Annotated in this window: 11 protein-coding genes; 9 read left to right on the top strand and 2 right to left on the bottom strand. The window is 72.4% G+C overall.

Going from position 1 to position 14,451, the window contains the following annotated elements; all coding sequences use genetic code 11:
- The first annotated feature begins 242 nt into the window (after nucleotides 1–242).
- On the top strand, nucleotides 243–884 hold the full coding sequence (locus BMZ82_RS15750; RefSeq protein WP_093776074.1) for a Tat pathway signal sequence domain protein: 642 nt from the start codon (nucleotides 243–245) through the stop codon (nucleotides 882–884).
- Between the two features lie 18 nt (nucleotides 885–902).
- On the opposite strand, the gene BMZ82_RS15745 is transcribed toward BMZ82_RS15750, so the two are convergent.
- Nucleotides 903–1,889, bottom strand: coding sequence for a lytic polysaccharide monooxygenase (locus tag BMZ82_RS15745; RefSeq protein ID WP_093776072.1), 987 nt, complete (start codon nucleotides 1,887–1,889; stop codon nucleotides 903–905).
- A 393-nt stretch (nucleotides 1,890–2,282) separates the two neighbouring features.
- Between BMZ82_RS15745 and BMZ82_RS15740 the strand changes: the two genes are divergently transcribed.
- The 7 genes from BMZ82_RS15740 (at nucleotide 2,283) to BMZ82_RS15710 (ending at nucleotide 11,834) form a co-directional block, all read left to right on the top strand.
- Complete coding sequence (locus BMZ82_RS15740; protein WP_093776070.1) at nucleotides 2,283–4,091, top strand: S8 family peptidase; 1,809 nt, start codon at nucleotides 2,283–2,285, stop codon at nucleotides 4,089–4,091.
- Between the two features lie 417 nt (nucleotides 4,092–4,508).
- Nucleotides 4,509–5,159 (top strand): ScbR family autoregulator-binding transcription factor, encoded by a 651-nt coding sequence (locus BMZ82_RS15735; protein WP_093776068.1) that lies wholly within the window; start codon nucleotides 4,509–4,511, stop codon nucleotides 5,157–5,159.
- A 111-nt stretch (nucleotides 5,160–5,270) separates the two neighbouring features.
- The gene (locus tag BMZ82_RS15730; protein WP_093776285.1) at nucleotides 5,271–6,467 is read left to right on the top strand and encodes a damage-control phosphatase ARMT1 family protein; all 1,197 of its coding nucleotides are present in this window, start codon (nucleotides 5,271–5,273) and stop codon (nucleotides 6,465–6,467) included.
- A 107-nt stretch (nucleotides 6,468–6,574) separates the two neighbouring features.
- Entirely contained in the window at nucleotides 6,575–8,746 is a 2,172-nt protein-coding gene (gene cyc2, locus BMZ82_RS15725) for a germacradienol/geosmin synthase Cyc2 (RefSeq protein ID WP_093776066.1), read from the top strand.
- A gap of 65 nt (nucleotides 8,747–8,811) precedes the next feature.
- Nucleotides 8,812–9,477 (top strand): PDZ domain-containing protein, encoded by a 666-nt coding sequence (locus BMZ82_RS15720; protein WP_093776064.1) that lies wholly within the window; start codon nucleotides 8,812–8,814, stop codon nucleotides 9,475–9,477.
- Between the two features lie 174 nt (nucleotides 9,478–9,651).
- Nucleotides 9,652–10,779, top strand: coding sequence for an aminopeptidase P family protein (locus tag BMZ82_RS15715; protein WP_093776062.1), 1,128 nt, complete (start codon nucleotides 9,652–9,654; stop codon nucleotides 10,777–10,779).
- Nucleotides 10,780–10,829: 50 nt separating this feature from the next.
- On the top strand, nucleotides 10,830–11,834 hold the full coding sequence (locus tag BMZ82_RS15710) for an aminoglycoside phosphotransferase family protein (protein WP_093776060.1): 1,005 nt from the start codon (nucleotides 10,830–10,832) through the stop codon (nucleotides 11,832–11,834).
- Nucleotides 11,835–11,882: 48 nt separating this feature from the next.
- Here the strand turns inward: BMZ82_RS15710 and treZ are convergent, their stop codons facing one another.
- Nucleotides 11,883–13,628: a malto-oligosyltrehalose trehalohydrolase gene (gene treZ, locus BMZ82_RS15705; protein ID WP_093776058.1), complete on the bottom strand. Its 1,746-nt coding sequence runs from the start codon at nucleotides 13,626–13,628 to the stop codon at nucleotides 11,883–11,885.
- Nucleotides 13,629–13,760: 132 nt separating this feature from the next.
- Between treZ and BMZ82_RS15700 the strand changes: the two genes are divergently transcribed.
- Nucleotides 13,761–14,312: an FHA domain-containing protein gene (locus tag BMZ82_RS15700; protein ID WP_093776056.1), complete on the top strand. Its 552-nt coding sequence runs from the start codon at nucleotides 13,761–13,763 to the stop codon at nucleotides 14,310–14,312.
- Nucleotides 14,313–14,451: the final 139 nt, after the last annotated feature.

Below are 14,451 nucleotides of genomic sequence, written 5' to 3'. Positions count from 1 at the left end.
ACGGCACCGGCACGGCCGCTTCCCCCCGGCGGGCCGCGACCGGTCGCCCCTTCCGCCCGGCCCTGCCGGAGCACTCGCCAGTGCCTCCTGCCGGTCACCGGCTGGAGACCGCTGCCGGTCCGTCACGTACGGAGAAGGCGTCACGGACCGGCAACGGCGGACGCCGACCCGCGTCCCCCGACTGTTCCAACCCCCCCAACTCCCCCGCACAAAAGCCCCACTTGAGAAAGAGGCACCCGCAAATGCGCACCCGCTCCCGCTCCCTCCTCGCCCTGGCCGCAACCGTCGCCGCGCTCTCGCTCACGGCCGTCACCCCGGCCGCCGCGGCCGGTGCGGTGCTGACGACCGCGAACGGCGACGTCGCCGTCGGTGACGTCCTCAACGCGTCCCTGGCCACCGGCACCGCCGCCACGCTGTACTCCAGCGCCACCGGCACCAGCGGCGTCTCCTGCGCCTCGTCCGGGTTCAACGCCACCGTCACCGCCAACCCGACCGCGCCCGGCACCGCCACCGAGTCGCTCTCGGCGCACACCTTCGGCACCTGCACCGCGAACGTGATCGGCGTGCTCGGCGTCACCAGCGTCACGGTCAACAACCTGCCGTACACCGCCAGCGTGGGTTCGGACAACACCATCACGGTGACCCCGGCGAGCGGCTCCGTCATCCAGACCACGGTCGTGCTGCGCACCCTGCTGGGCAGCATCAACTGCGTCTACCAGGCGGCCAGTCTGACCGGTACGACCAGCAACACCGACAACAGCATCACCTTCACCGGCCAGCAGTTCGCCAAGTCGTCCGGCTCGTCGCTCTGCTTCGCCAACGGCTACTTCACCGCGAAGTACGCCCCGGTGACCGACGGTGGCGCGGGCGTCAACGTCAACTGATCACCGTAAGAACGGAGTTCAGCGCTTACGCACCCGCATGACCAGGGCGGCGCCGCCGGTGAGTACCAACACCGCCGCGGCGCCGCCCGCCAGCATGGGCGCGGACGGTCCGGAGCCGGCCGTGCCGGCGGACGCCACCGGCGTGCTGTCCGCACCGGCCGCGTCGGCCTGCGCGGGAGCGGCATCGGCCGCCGCGGGCGCCGACGCGGAGGCGGACGCCGACGTGGCCGGCGTGCCGGACGCCGGGGTCGGGGTACCGCTCGCCTTCGGCGTGGCCGCGGCAGGAGCCTTCGTCGCCCCGCCGGCCCCGCCAGCCCCGCTCGCCGCTCCGCCCGCCGGAGCCGCCGCCGAGAACACCACGTCCGAGCACGAGTAGTACGTGTCGGGCGTGCTGGTGTTCTGCCAGATCGTGTACAGCATCTGACGGCCCGTCCGGTCGACGGGCAGCTTCGCCGTGAAGTGGTAGGCGCCGTCCGTCAGTTCCGGGTCCTTGACCTCGGCGAACGGCCGCTCCGGCAGATCGGACCAGGTGAGCGGCTTCGACGCGTCGTATCCGGGCTTCGTCAGATACAGCTTGAACGTGCCGGTGTGCGCGATCGTCGAGGCGTACGTCATCCGCAGCGTCCCACCCGCCGTCAGCCGGGTCGAGGGCCAGTCGGCGCGGGCGAGGTCCAGCCCCTTGTAGGCGGACAGGCCGCCGCTGCACAACTGCCCGTCGGGGATGGTCTGCCGGTCGCGGCCGTTCACGTTCGCGACCCGCAGGTTGTCCCAGGCGGCGAACGACGTGCCGTTCTCGGCGACGGCCGCCCGGCAGGCCGCGGTCCGCGCGTCGGCACCGCCCTCGGGGGAGCAGGCGTACACCCGGCTGACCGGATCCGTGGGCGCGCCGTGCGCCTGCGCCGGGCCGGCGGCCCACAGTCCCAGCAGCAGCGGACTCACGGCGGTGGCCGCCAGCGCCGCGGTACGGCGTGCGCGGTATGTGCGTTGTGCGGTGGTGCGGGGCATCGGGGACGTCTCCTCGGCCGGCGCGGGAACGGTCAGCCGTCAGTACGCGCACGCGTCCCGGCGCGTTCAGCGCGCCCTCGTCCGCCGACCGAGTGACGGGCCAAGCGGTGGATCACGTTCCGGATGAAAATGGGCGATCTTTAATCGATCTCTGACCGAACTTGATCGTCAAGGGTGGCTTTCTGGTCGGATCGAGGGTTTCCCCTGTATCCCCATGACTCTTTCTTTGCTTATCGTTCCTGCACAGTCGATCCACAGGTAACCCCCGACGGGGTCGACGCTCGCGCTGGCCGGCCTTCCGCGCTGCTTTCGATTCACCCCCTGCCGCTTCGACGCCGAAGCGAATCGACCGCCGCTCCGCCCTGTCCGGAGCCGGCCACGAAAGGCACGCCCTTGCGTACGTCCCCCGCCCTGCGACGGAAGCTGATATCCGTCGCCGCGGTCTCCGCGGCCCTGCTCACCGCCGCCTCCACCGCTTCGGCCGTCGCCGCCTCGGACGCCGTCTCCCCGGGCTCCGCCGTCCCCGCCGCCCAGACCGAGGCCGCGCCCGGCGCCCCCGCCGAGCGCCTCATCGTCGGCTACAAGTCCGGTGCCGCCGAGGCGAAGTCGAACCCGGCCGCCGAGTCCGACGCCGCCGCCAAGGGCAAGGAGGCCGGCGAGGACGTCGACTTCCAGCGCCGTCTGGGCACCGGCGCCGCCCTGGTCGACCTGGGCGCCGACCTCACGAAGGCGGACGTCGCCGACGTCGTCGCCCGCTACCAGGCGGACCCGCAGGTCGCCTACGTCGTCCCGGACCGGCTGAACAAGCCGAAGGCCGACCCGAACGACACCGAGTACGCCAAGCAGTGGGACCTCTTCGAGTCCACCGCCGGCATGAACGTTCCCGCGGCCTGGGGCACGACGACCGGCACCGGCGTCACGGTGGCCGTCATCGACACCGGTTACGTCACGCACTCCGACCTCGCCGCGAACATCGTCGGCGGCTACGACTTCATCGCCGACACCGCGGTCTCCGTCGACGGCGACGGCCGCGACAGCAACCCGGCCGACCCGGGCGACGGTTACAACGCCAACGAGTGCGGCTCGGGCGTCCCGGCCGGCTCCTCCTCCTGGCACGGCACCCACGTGGCCGGCACCATCGCCGCCGTCACCAACAACAGCAAGGGCATCGCCGGTATCGCGTACGGCGCGAAGATCTCCCCGGTGCGCGTGCTCGGCAAGTGCGGCGGCTACGACTCCGACATCATCGACGCCATCACCTGGGCGTCCGGCGGCACCGTGTCGGGCGTGCCCGCCAACGGCAACGTCGCCAAGGTCATCAACATGAGCCTGGGCGGCGACGGCGCCTGCTCCTCCGCGACCCAGACCGCGATCAACGGCGCGGTGGGCCGGGGTACGACCGTCGTCGTGGCGTCGGGCAACGACAACGACAACGTCGCGAACCACAACCCGGGCAACTGCAACAACGTCATCTCGGTCGCCGCGACCAACCGTGCGGGCGCCAAGGCGTCCTACTCCAACTTCGGTTCCCTGGTGGACATCTCGGCCCCCGGCGGCCAGACCAGCACCGGCACCGCCAACGGCATCCTGTCCACGCTGAACTCCGGCAGCCGTACGCCGTCCACCGAGTCGTACGCCTACTACCAGGGCACCAGCATGGCCACCCCGCACATCGCGGGCCTGGTCGCGCTGATGAAGTCGGCGAACTCCACGCTGACCCCGGCGCAGATCGAGACGGCCATCAAGGCCAACGCCCGTGCCCTGCCCGGCGCCTGCTCCGGCGGCTGCGGCGCGGGTCTGGCCGACGCGGCCAAGACGGTGGCGGCCGTGAGCGGCTCCGGCGGCACCACGGCGGGCACCACCTTCTCCAGCACCACCACGGCCGCCGTCCCGGACAACGGTTCCGCGATCGAGTCGTCCATCGCCGTCAGCGGCCGCACCGGCAACGCGCCGAGCACCCTTCAGGTCGGCGTCGACATCACCCACACCTACCGCGGTGACCTGGTGATCGACCTGGTCGCCCCCGACGGGACCGCCTACCGGCTGAAGTCGGCCAACTCCTCGGACTCCGCCGACAACGTCAACACCACCTACTCGGTGGACGCTTCCGGCGAGAGTGCCAACGGCACCTGGAAGCTGCGCGTCCAGGACACGGCCGCGCGGGACACGGGTCAGCTCAACAGTTGGAAGCTGACCTTCTGAACGACCTCTCGCGGTCACCGCGAGCGATGAACGGGCGGGCCGGCCGGTGTGGATGGACACCGACCGGCCCGCCTTTTCGTCTTTTCCCGCAACCGTTCGCCGGGCGCGTCCGCGCTCCCTCGGTGTTCAATGACACGTGTCACTCTGCCCCTCCAGGGCTTCGTCCTCCGGTAGTTTGCGCACAGAAACCGCGCGACCCGTCTTTTTTGCTGGTCTCCTCGACTATGCCCACGGTACGTTTCCTATGGGAGGCTGCCTCCCGACAGCCCATGATCCACGGGCAAGTCCGGGGATCGCAGGGGGAGTCGGCGGCACCCGCGTACATGGTCACCATCGCCGTACGGTGAACCAGCGTGTACGCTGGGTAAGAAAAAACGGCATGACCCGTTCTTTACCGGCCCGGGAGAGTACCAGTCGATGGCGAGGCAGTTACGCGCCGAACAAACCCGCACGACGATCATCACGGCCGCCGCCGACCTGTTCGACCGGCACGGCTACGAGTCGACAAGCCTCAGTGACATCGTCGAGCACGCCCATGTCACCAAGGGCGCCCTCTACTTCCACTTCGCGGCCAAGGAGGATCTGGCCCACGCCATCATGGAGTTGCAGTCCCAGGCCGCGCGCCGGGTCGCCGGCGAGATCGACGACCGGGGCTACTGCTCCCTGGAAGCCCTGATACGCCTGACGTTCGGTCTGACGCGTCTGTCGGTCGAGGGCCCGATCGCCCGGGCCGGGCTACGGCTCGCGACCGGGGGAGTGGCGGTCCGGCCGCCCCTGCCGCACCCCTTCGCGGAGTTGCTCGACCTGATCTCCCGGCGACTCGTCAGCGCGGCCAAGGAGTCCGACATCCACGCCGACGTCGATGTCGACGCCGTCGCGCACTCCCTGGTCTGCTTCTTCGTCGGCACCCGCGTCGTCGGCCGCTCCCGCGAACCCGTCGGCCGACTGCCCCGCCGGATGGCCGAGATGTGGCACGTCCTCATCCGGGGCCTGGTACCGGTACCGCGCCGACCGCGCTACCTGAGCCTCGCGGCGCGCCTGGAGCGGGAGATCATGGCGGTGGTGTGAGGGGCGCCGCGTAGTGGGTGGGGGTGCGTACGGCGGGTCGATCGGGTCGGCCAGGGCGGCCGGGGCGGTCGGGAGGGCCGGGGGAGTCGGCCCCGCGATACGGTGATCGGCATGCCCGACACCCCCGCCCCGCCCGTGATCCTCGGCGACGAACCCGGCTCGTTCCCGCACAGCGTCCTGGCCGAACGGCACCCGGCGATCATCCGGCAGGTGCGGGACGCGTTCCCCTATGGCCCCGAGATCCACCAGGCCCTGGACGCGCTGCTGGCGAACTGCACCAAGGGCGTGATGGAACCGCTCCCCGCCGACGCCCACGACCGGGACCGGTGGCGGTCCTGGGGTCTCGACGCGTACGCCGGCCGTTCCTGGTTCGACGTTCCCTGGCTGTGGTCGGAGAGCTACTTCTACCGGCAACTCCTCGACGCCGTCGGCTACTTCGGCCCCGGCCCGTGGCAAGGCATCGACCCCTTCCGCCCGTTCAAGCTCGCCGAGCTCAACGCCCCCGAGACGGACGAGGAACTGGCCGCGCTCGACGCCCTCGAGGACCGCACGGTCGAAGAGCGGGGCCGCGCCCTGTTGCACGGCTCTCTCTGGGGCAACCGCGCCGACCTCGGCTTCCGGCTGTCCGACGCCGGGGCCGAGGAGCGGGCCGCCGTACCGGGTCTGGTCGCCGACGACAGCGAGACGCTGTGGTCCCTGCTGCCGGGCGCACAGGCGGGCACCGGGACCCGCGTGGACACCCTGTGCCTGGTGGCCGACAACGCGGGCCGTGAGCTGATCCCCGACCTCCTCCTGGCCTCGCACCTCCTCGCCCACGGGCGGTGCGGCCGGGTCGTCCTGCACGTCAAGCCGTACCCGTACTACGTCTCCGACGCCACGACGGCCGACGTCGTCGACGCGCTGCGGAAGCTGACGGGCGCGCGTGGCGTGGCCGCCGACCACGGTCGGCGGCTGTGGGCGGCCATGGCGGACGGCACCCTGACGGTCCGCGCCCACCCCTTCGCCGCCGCCCCGCTGCCGTACGCGGCGATGCCGGACGACCTGCGGGCCGAGTTCGCCGAGGCCGGCCTGACGATCGTCAAGGGCGACCTCAACTACCGCCGCCTGGTGGGCGACAGCCGTCGGCCCCCGACCACCCCCTTCGCGGACGTCACCGCCTACTTCCCCGGCCCGGTGGCGGCCCTGCGCACACTGAAGTCCGAGGTGATCACCGGCCTCACCGCCGACACGGAGGCCGCACTCGTCGCCGCCGAGGGCCAGGCCTGGCGCATCGGCGGCACTCACGCGCTGATCCAAGTACGGGAGTGAGACATGGAGACTCCTGAACGGTTCACCGCTTTCCGTTGATTCACGCGATGGTGTGATCATGTGCCGTGCCGGGGATGGCGGTTCGGGCCCCCGGGTAGGGCCCGGCCATGACGCAACCGTTCGAACTCCCGCACTTCTACATGCCGCATCCCGCGCGCCTGAACCAGCACGTCGAACAGGCGCGGGCCCACTCGACGCAGTGGGCCCGCGACATGGGCATGCTGGAGGGGTCCGGGATCTGGGACCAGGCCGACCTTGAGGCGCACGACTACGGCCTGCTCTGCGCCTACACCCACCCCGACTGCGACGGCCCCGCGCTGTCGCTGATCACCGACTGGTACGTGTGGGTGTTCTTCTTCGACGACCACTTCCTCGACATGTTCAAACGCACCCCCGACCGCGCCGCAGGCAAGGCCCACCTGGACCGGCTTCCGCTGTTCATGCCGCTCGACCTGTCGAGTGCCGTGCCCGAGCCGCAGAACCCGGTCGAGGCGGGCCTCAAGGACCTGTGGGCGCGCACGGTGCCGGCCATGTCGGAGGACTGGCGCCGCCGTTTCGCCGTAGCGACGGAGCATCTGCTCAACGAGTCGATGTGGGAGCTGTCCAACATCAACGAGGGGCGGATCGCCAACCCCGTCGAGTACATCGAGATGCGCCGCAAGGTGGGCGGCGCGCCCTGGTCGGCGGGGCTCGTGGAGTACGCGACCGCCGAAGTCCCCGCCGCCGTCGCCGGATCGAGGCCGTTGCGCGTGCTGATGGAGACCTTCTCCGACGCCGTGCACCTGCGCAACGACCTGTTCTCCTATCAGCGCGAGGTGGAGGACGAGGGCGAGAACAGCAACGGCGTGCTCGTCCTGGAGAAGTTCTTCGGCTGCACCACCCAGCAGGCCGCCGACACCGTCAACGACATCCTCACCTCCCGCCTCCACCAGTTCGAGCACACCGCCTTCACCGAAGTGCCCGCGATCGCCCTGGAGAAGGGCCTCACCCCCGGCGACGTCCTCGCCGTCGCCGCCTACACCAAGGGGCTCCAGGACTGGCAGTCCGGCGGCCACGAATGGCACATGCGCTCCAGCCGCTACATGAACAAGGGCGCCAGGTCCGACGCGCCCTGGCAGAGGCTCACCGGCCCCGGCACCTCCGCCGCCGACGTCGGCGCGCTGCTCGCCTCGGCCGCCGCCGAACGCCTGCGCGCGTACACGCACGTGCCGTTCCAGAAGGTCGGCCCGTCCCTGCTGCCCGACTTCCACATGCCGTTCCAGGTCGAGCTCAGCCCGCACCTGGAGGCCTGCCGCCCCCGTCTGACCGCGTGGATGCACCAGATGGGCATGCTGGAGGAGGGCGTCTGGGACGAGGACAAACTCGCCGCCTACGACCTTCCGCTGTGCTCGGCCGGCCTCGACCCGGACGCCACCCCGGAGGCCCTCGACCTCAGCGCACACTGGCTCGCCTGGGGCACCTACGGCGACGACTACTACCCGCTGGTCTTCGGCGCCCGCCGCGACCTGGCCGCCGCCCGTCTCACCACCGCCCGGCTGTCGGCCTGCATGCCCGTCGACGGCGAGGACGCCCCCGTCGTCCCCGTCAACGGCATGGAGCGCGGCCTGATCGACCTGTGGGCGCGCACCACCGCCGGCATGACCCCCGACCAGCGGCGCACCCTGCGCGACGCGGTCGACGCCATGACCGAGAGCTGGGTGTGGGAGCTGTCCAACCAGCTCCTCAACCGCGTCCCCGACCCGGTCGACTACCTGGAGATGCGCCGCGCCACCTTCGGCTCCGACCTCACCCTGAGCCTGTGCCGCATGGGCCAGGGCCCCGCCATCCCACCCGAGGTCTACCGCAGCGGCCCGGTCCGCGCACTGGAGAACGCGGCCGTGGACTACGCGTGCCTCACCAACGACGTCTTCTCCTACCAGAAGGAGATCGAGTACGAGGGCGAGCTGCACAACGCGATCCTCGTCGTGCAGAACTTCTTCGGCTGCGACTACCCGACCGGGCTGGGCATCGTCCACGACCTGATGACCCAGCGCATGGAGCAGTTCGAGCACGTCATCGCCCACGAGCTGCCCGTCCTCTACGACGACTTCGACCTCTCGGCCGAGGCGCGCGCGGCGATGGGGCACTACGTGGCCGACCTGCAGAACTGGCTGGCGGGCATCCTGCACTGGCACCGCGAGGTCGACCGCTACAAGTCCGAGTTCCTGTCCCGCCGCACCCACGGCTTCCTGCCGGACCTCGCGCCGACGGCACCCGCTCCGGGCCTGATGATCTCCTGACTGTCACCCGTTCGTGGCTCGTGGTGCGCCGGTGTGCCGGGTAGAGCACCAGCCGGAGGCGATCCATGGAACAGACAGCGTTGCGTCCCAAGCCCATGCCGGGTCAGGAGCCCGGCGGTAGCGGTGGCGGTGGTGGGCCGGGCGGCCCGGGGCTGCGTCCGCACGCCGTGCCCGGCCGCCGCGGCCGACGGGCGGCCACCCTGCTGCTCGGCCTGTTCGCCGGCACCGTCCTGCTCCTGTCCGGCGTCGGACTCGGCACCCTGGGGGCGACCGTGATCGGCGTGAGCAGACTGGCCGAACTGCAGAGGCAGGCGGCGCGGGGAGCGGAGGGCGCGGCAGGAACGGCGGCGGGGACGCAGGGCGGGCCGGGTGCCGGGTCCGGCCGGGGCGGTGGTCCCTCCGCGTCCGGGGCGTCGTCCGCATTGTCCGGTACGGCCGGGGCGGCCGGGGCGTCGCCGCGGCTCGCCGAGGCCACCCTCGGGCTGGAGATCGTGGACGCGGAGAAGGCGGGGGCGAAGATCGTCGCCGTCCACATCCCCGGCCCCGGCTACACGGCGGGCCTGGTGCGCGGTGACGTCCTGCTGACCTTCGGCACCGCCCGGATCGACTCGGCGACGGACCTCGCGCGGGCCGTCGACGAGGTCCGCCCGGGAAAGGGGGTGGAGGTGACGGTGCGTCATCGAAGTGGTGGGTACCAGCACCTGATGGTCGTCCCCGGCATCGTCACCTGACGTCGTCCGACCTCAGGGTGGCCGTGTTCCCGCGCGAAACCCGTGCCACCGGCTCGCGCGACCCACGCCGTACGGGCAGGATGCTGCCCGTGGTCACCGCGCCGGTGGCACCATGTCCGCCACACGTCAGTGTCCGCCACGCGTCAGTCGCCACGTCCTGTCTGGGAGGCCCGGATGACCGGCACCGCCCCCGCGCCCTTCACCGCCGACGACTACCGGGCCCGGATGGCGCGGGCCGCGCGCGAGGCCGCCGACGCCGGGCTCGCCGGACTGCTCGTGGCACCCGGCCCCGACCTCGTATGGCTCACCGGCTACGCGCCCACCGCCGCCACCGAACGGCTCACCCTGCTCGTCCTCACCGCGGGCCGGGACCCCGTCCTCGTCGTACCGGCCCTGGAGGCACCCGACGCCGCGAAGGCGGTCGGCGCCCCCTCGTTCACCCTGCGGGACTGGACCGACGGCACGGACCCCTACGTCGCCACGGCGGGCCTCCTCGACCCGGGCGGCCGGTTCGGCGTCAGCGACAACGCCTGGGCGATGCACCTGCTGGGCCTCCAGCGGGCTCTGCCCGCCAGCTCCTACGCCGCTCTCACCGACGCCCTGCCCATGCTGCGCGCCGTCAAGGACGCGGCGGAGCTGGAGCTGATGGCGGCCGCGGGAGCAGCCGCAGATGCAACGTTCGAGGAGATCCGGAAGGTTCCCTTCGCCGGGCGCCGGGAGACGGAGGTCGGCGCCGACCTGGCCGGTCTGCTGCGCCGGTTCGGGCACTCCCAGGTCGACTTCACCATCGTCGCCTCGGGGCCGAACGGCGCGAACCCGCACCACGAGGTCGGCGACCGGGTCATCGAGCGCGGCGACATGGTCGTCCTCGACTTCGGCGGCCTCAAGGACGGCTACGGCTCCGACACCTCCCGCACCGTCCACGTCGGCGAGCCGACCGACGAGGAGCGCCGGGTCCACGACCTCGTGCGCGCCGCCCAGGAGGCCGGTTTCCGGGCGGTGCGGCCCGGCGTCGCCTGCCAGGAGGTCGACCGGGCGGCCCGCGCGGTCATCGCCGACGCCGGCTACGGCGCGTACTTCATCCACCGCACCGGACACGGCATCGGCGTCACCACCCACGAGCCGCCGTACATGATCGAGGGCGAGGAACAGCCCCTCGTGCCCGGCATGTGCTTCTCCGTGGAGCCCGGCGTGTACCTGCCGGGCCGGTTCGGGGTCCGTATCGAGGACATCGTCACCGTCACCGAGGACGGCGGCCGGCGGCTCAACGACACCACCCGCGAGCTGGTCATAGTGGACTGAGCCACCCCCAGGAGTCCCCGGCACCCATCCCGAACGGCAGCGGCGCGACCATGAACCAGGCACCGACACCCACCGCGGACACCGTCCGCCGACTGGTCCGCGCCCTCCTCGCCGAGGTCGGCGTCGGCGGCCCCGGACCGGAGGTACGGCCCGTCACCGAGGACGTCTCCGAAGGCGTCACCGAAGGCGTCACCGAAGGCGTCACCGAAGGCGTGACCGAGGGCGGCGCGCACAGCGCCTGGTGGGTCGGCTCCCGCCATGTGCTGCGCCTCGCCCCCGACCGCGCGGCGACCGTGCGCCGCCGCCGCGAACTGCGGCTGCGCGACCTCGTCCGCCCGCACGTCCCTGTGGCCGTGCCGGTCGGCGTCGCGCACGGCGAGTGGTCACCGGGCCTCGTCTACACCCTCGACACCAGGCTGCCCGGCGGCACGGCCGAGGAGTACGACGTGTCGGCCGTCGGCGAGGCCGACCTCGCCGGGCTGCTCCGGGGGCTGCGCGAGGTGCCGTCCCGGCAGGCCGAGACGCTCGGCGTGCCGCGCGCCGCCCCGCGCTCCCTGGAGGCGCTGCGCCGCAGGGCCGTGGCCGCCGCCGAACGCCTCGCCCGCGCCGACGAGTTCGACGCCGCCCGCCTCCACCAGCTCACCGCGCCGGGCGCGGCCCAGTTCGCCGCGCAGCCCGGCACCACCGTCCTCGTCCACCACGCCCTGCGGGGCGAGCACCTCGTGGTGAGCGCCGACGGCCGGGTGCGCGGCGTCCTCGGCTGGAGCGACGCCGTCATCGGGGACCCCGCCGAGGACATCGCCGGGCTCGCCGTGGCCGTCGGCTCCGGCGCCGCCGTCCGCGCCGCCACCCTCGCCGGCTACGGCGCCCGCCCCTGCCTGCGCGGCCTGTGGCTCGCCCGCTGCGACACCGTCGTCCACCTCGCGCAGCACCTCGACGCCGACGCACGGACCCGGCTGCTACGGGCCTGGGAGCCGATCCTGCTGGAACGGGTGACGGAGCTCCGCGAGGACGGGGAGGGAGCCGGGGACGGCGCGCCGGACGACGAGGAGTAGCCCCTCGGAGTTCGCCCAGCTCCTGAGGGGTTACTCCTGATACTCCTGTTACTCCTGTTCCAGGACCACGCACGCCTCCCCGGGCACGTGCAGCAGGCCGTCCGGGCCCGGGGTGGTCACCGGGTCCCAGGCGGCGAGTACGCGGGCCGGGCGCGGGCCCAGGGGGATCGCGGCGGGTTCCTTGCCGAGGTTGACGGCGACCCGGACGTCGCCGCGCCGGAAGGCCAGCCAGCGGGCCTGCGCGTCGTGGGCGACCTTGATGTCGGACAGGTCGGGATCGGTGAGGTCGGGCTGTGCGTGCCGCAGCGCGATCAGCTCGCGGTACCAGGCCAGCACGCGCGCGTGCGGCTCGCGCCCCGGCTCGGACCAGTCCAGACAGGAGCGCTCGCGCGTCGCCGGGTCCTGCGGGTCGGGCACGTCCTCCTCGGCCCAGCCGTGCGCCGCGAACTCCCGCCGCCTGCCCCGCCGTACGGCCTCGGCGAGCTCCGGGTCGGTGTGGTCGGTGAAGTACTGCCAGGGCGTGCCCGCCGCCCACTCCTCGCCCATGAACAGCATCGGCGTGAACGGCGCGGTCAGCGTCAACGCCGCCGCGCACGCCAGCAGGCCGGGGGACAGCGACGCCGACAGCCGGTCGCCCTGGGCGCGGTTGCCGACCTGGTCGTGGGTCTGCGCGTACCCCAGGAGCCGGTGCGCGGGCACGAGGGAGCGGTCCAGCGGGCGGCCGTGGCGCCGGCCCCGGAAGCCGGAGTACGTGCCGTCGTGGAAGAAACCGCCGGTGAGGGTCTTGGCGAGGGCGGCGAACGGGTCGCGCGCGAAGTCGCCGTAGTAGCCCTGGGACTCACCGCTGAGCGCGGTGTGCAGGGCGTGGTGGAAGTCGTCGTTCCACTGCGCGTGCAGCCCCAGGCCGCCCGCCCGGCGGGGGGTGATCAGCCGCGGGTCGTTGAGGTCGGACTCGGCGATCAGGAACAGCGGCCGGCCGGTCTGCGCGGCGAGGGCGTCCACGGCCGCCGACAGCTCCTCCAGGAACGGGTACGCGCGCGTGTCCGCCAGCGCGTGCACCGCGTCCAGGCGCAGCCCGTCGAGCCGGTGGTCGCGCAGCCAGGCCAGCGCGCTGCCCAGCAGGTAGGCGCGCACCTCGTCCGAGCCGGGCGCGTCCAGGTTGACGGCCGCGCCCCACGGCGTGTGGTGCGTGTTGGTGAAGTACGGGCCGAACTCGGGGAGGTGGTTGCCGGACGGGCCCAGGTGGTTGTGGACCACGTCCAGGATCACGCCGAGACCGAGTTCGTGGGCCCGGTCGACGAACCGCTTCAGCGCCTCGGGACCGCCGTACGGCTCGTGCACCGCCCACGGCGACACCCCGTCGTACCCCCAGCCGTGCCGGCCGGGGAACGCGCACAGCGGCATCAACTCGACGTGCGTGACGCCGAGTTCGGCGAGGTGGTCGAGACGCTCGGCGGCCGCGTCCAGGGTGCCTTCGGGGGTGTACGTGCCCACGTGCAGCTCGTACAGGACCGCGCCCGCCAGTGGACGCCCGGACCACCGGGTCCGCCACGTGTACCGGCTCTGGTCGACGACCGCGCTGAGCCCGTCGGGGCCGTCCGGCTGGCGGCGTGAGCGCGGGTCGGGGCGGACGGGGCCGTCGTCCACCGCGAACCCGTACCGCGTGCCGTCGGACGCCTTCGCCTCGCCGGTCCACCACCCCGCCCGTCCCGGATCGCGCTCCATCGCGCGGGTGGCTCCGTCGCACTGGAGCGTGACGCGTTCGGCCTGCGGTGCCCACACCTCGAACTGCACGGACGGTTCCCCTTCGTCTGCTCACCGTGACGTAGCACCGCCATCGTCCTCCACGGCGGACCGATGCGCTCCGCAGACACCCTCTTTCCCGTTTTCTGGACACCCGGGGTTCACTGACCGACAATCACCACCGTGACGTCGTCATTCGAGTTCAACACGTACCCCGCGCGGTTGTCCGACGCGGAGCGCGACCGGGCGTTGAAGGTGTTGCGTGACGGCGTCGCCATGGGGCGGCTGTCGCACGACACGTTCATCCGGCGCATGGAGCTGGCGCTCACCGCCCGCCGCTCGGACGAGCTCGCCGTCCTCACCGCCGACCTGCCCAAGGAGAGCCGGCTGTCCCGCGCGGTCTTCGGCAGCGTCGAGGCGGTCTCCGGTTTCACGGTCCGGCTGCGCAGGGCCTGGCAGGCCGAACGGCTGCCCAAGCTGCTGCTGCCGCACCCCGGCACCGCGCACGCGCTGCGCATCGGCCGCGACCCCGTGAACGGCCTGCGGCTCACCCACGAGAGCGTCTCACGCGTACACGCCGAACTCAGCCGCCAGGGCGGCATGTGGGTCCTGCGCGACCTCGGCTCCACCAACGGCACAACGGTCAACGGCCGCCGCGTCATCGGCGCAGCCGTGGTCAGAGACGGCGACCAAGTAGCCTTCGGCCGAACGGCGTTCCGCCTGTCAACGAACTAACCGCCCGCTCCGGGCCAACTGAACCGCCCGTCCCGGCGGTCTGGCCCCGCGCCTGGTGGATTGGCCCCGCCCCGGCGAACTAAACCGCTAGTCCCGTACTTCGCGGGTCGCTGATTCGTATGGTGTGACCGGCCCGGGG

Origin of the sequence: Streptomyces sp. yr375, assembly GCF_900110755.1 — a bacterium.
Lineage (GTDB): Bacteria > Actinomycetota > Actinomycetes > Streptomycetales > Streptomycetaceae > Streptomyces.
The sequence above is the reverse complement of the archived record's forward strand: the minus strand, read 5'-3'. Positions and strand labels throughout refer to the sequence as shown.

Bases quoted from the DNA above. Each gene is read 5' to 3' on its own strand.
- BMZ82_RS15750 (WP_093776074.1), top strand. From the start codon at position 243: ATGCGCACCCGCTCCCGCTCCCTCCTCGCCCTGGCCGCAACCGTCGCC.
- BMZ82_RS15745 (WP_093776072.1), bottom strand. From the start codon at position 1,889: ATGCCCCGCACCACCGCACAACGCACATACCGCGCACGCCGTACCGCG.
- BMZ82_RS15735 (WP_093776068.1), top strand. From the start codon at position 4,509: ATGGCGAGGCAGTTACGCGCCGAACAAACCCGCACGACGATCATCACG.
- BMZ82_RS15730 (WP_093776285.1), top strand. From the start codon at position 5,271: ATGCCCGACACCCCCGCCCCGCCCGTGATCCTCGGCGACGAACCCGGC.
- cyc2 (WP_093776066.1), top strand. From the start codon at position 6,575: ATGACGCAACCGTTCGAACTCCCGCACTTCTACATGCCGCATCCCGCG.
- BMZ82_RS15720 (WP_093776064.1), top strand. From the start codon at position 8,812: ATGGAACAGACAGCGTTGCGTCCCAAGCCCATGCCGGGTCAGGAGCCC.
- BMZ82_RS15715 (WP_093776062.1), top strand. From the start codon at position 9,652: ATGACCGGCACCGCCCCCGCGCCCTTCACCGCCGACGACTACCGGGCC.
- BMZ82_RS15710 (WP_093776060.1), top strand. From the start codon at position 10,830: ATGAACCAGGCACCGACACCCACCGCGGACACCGTCCGCCGACTGGTC.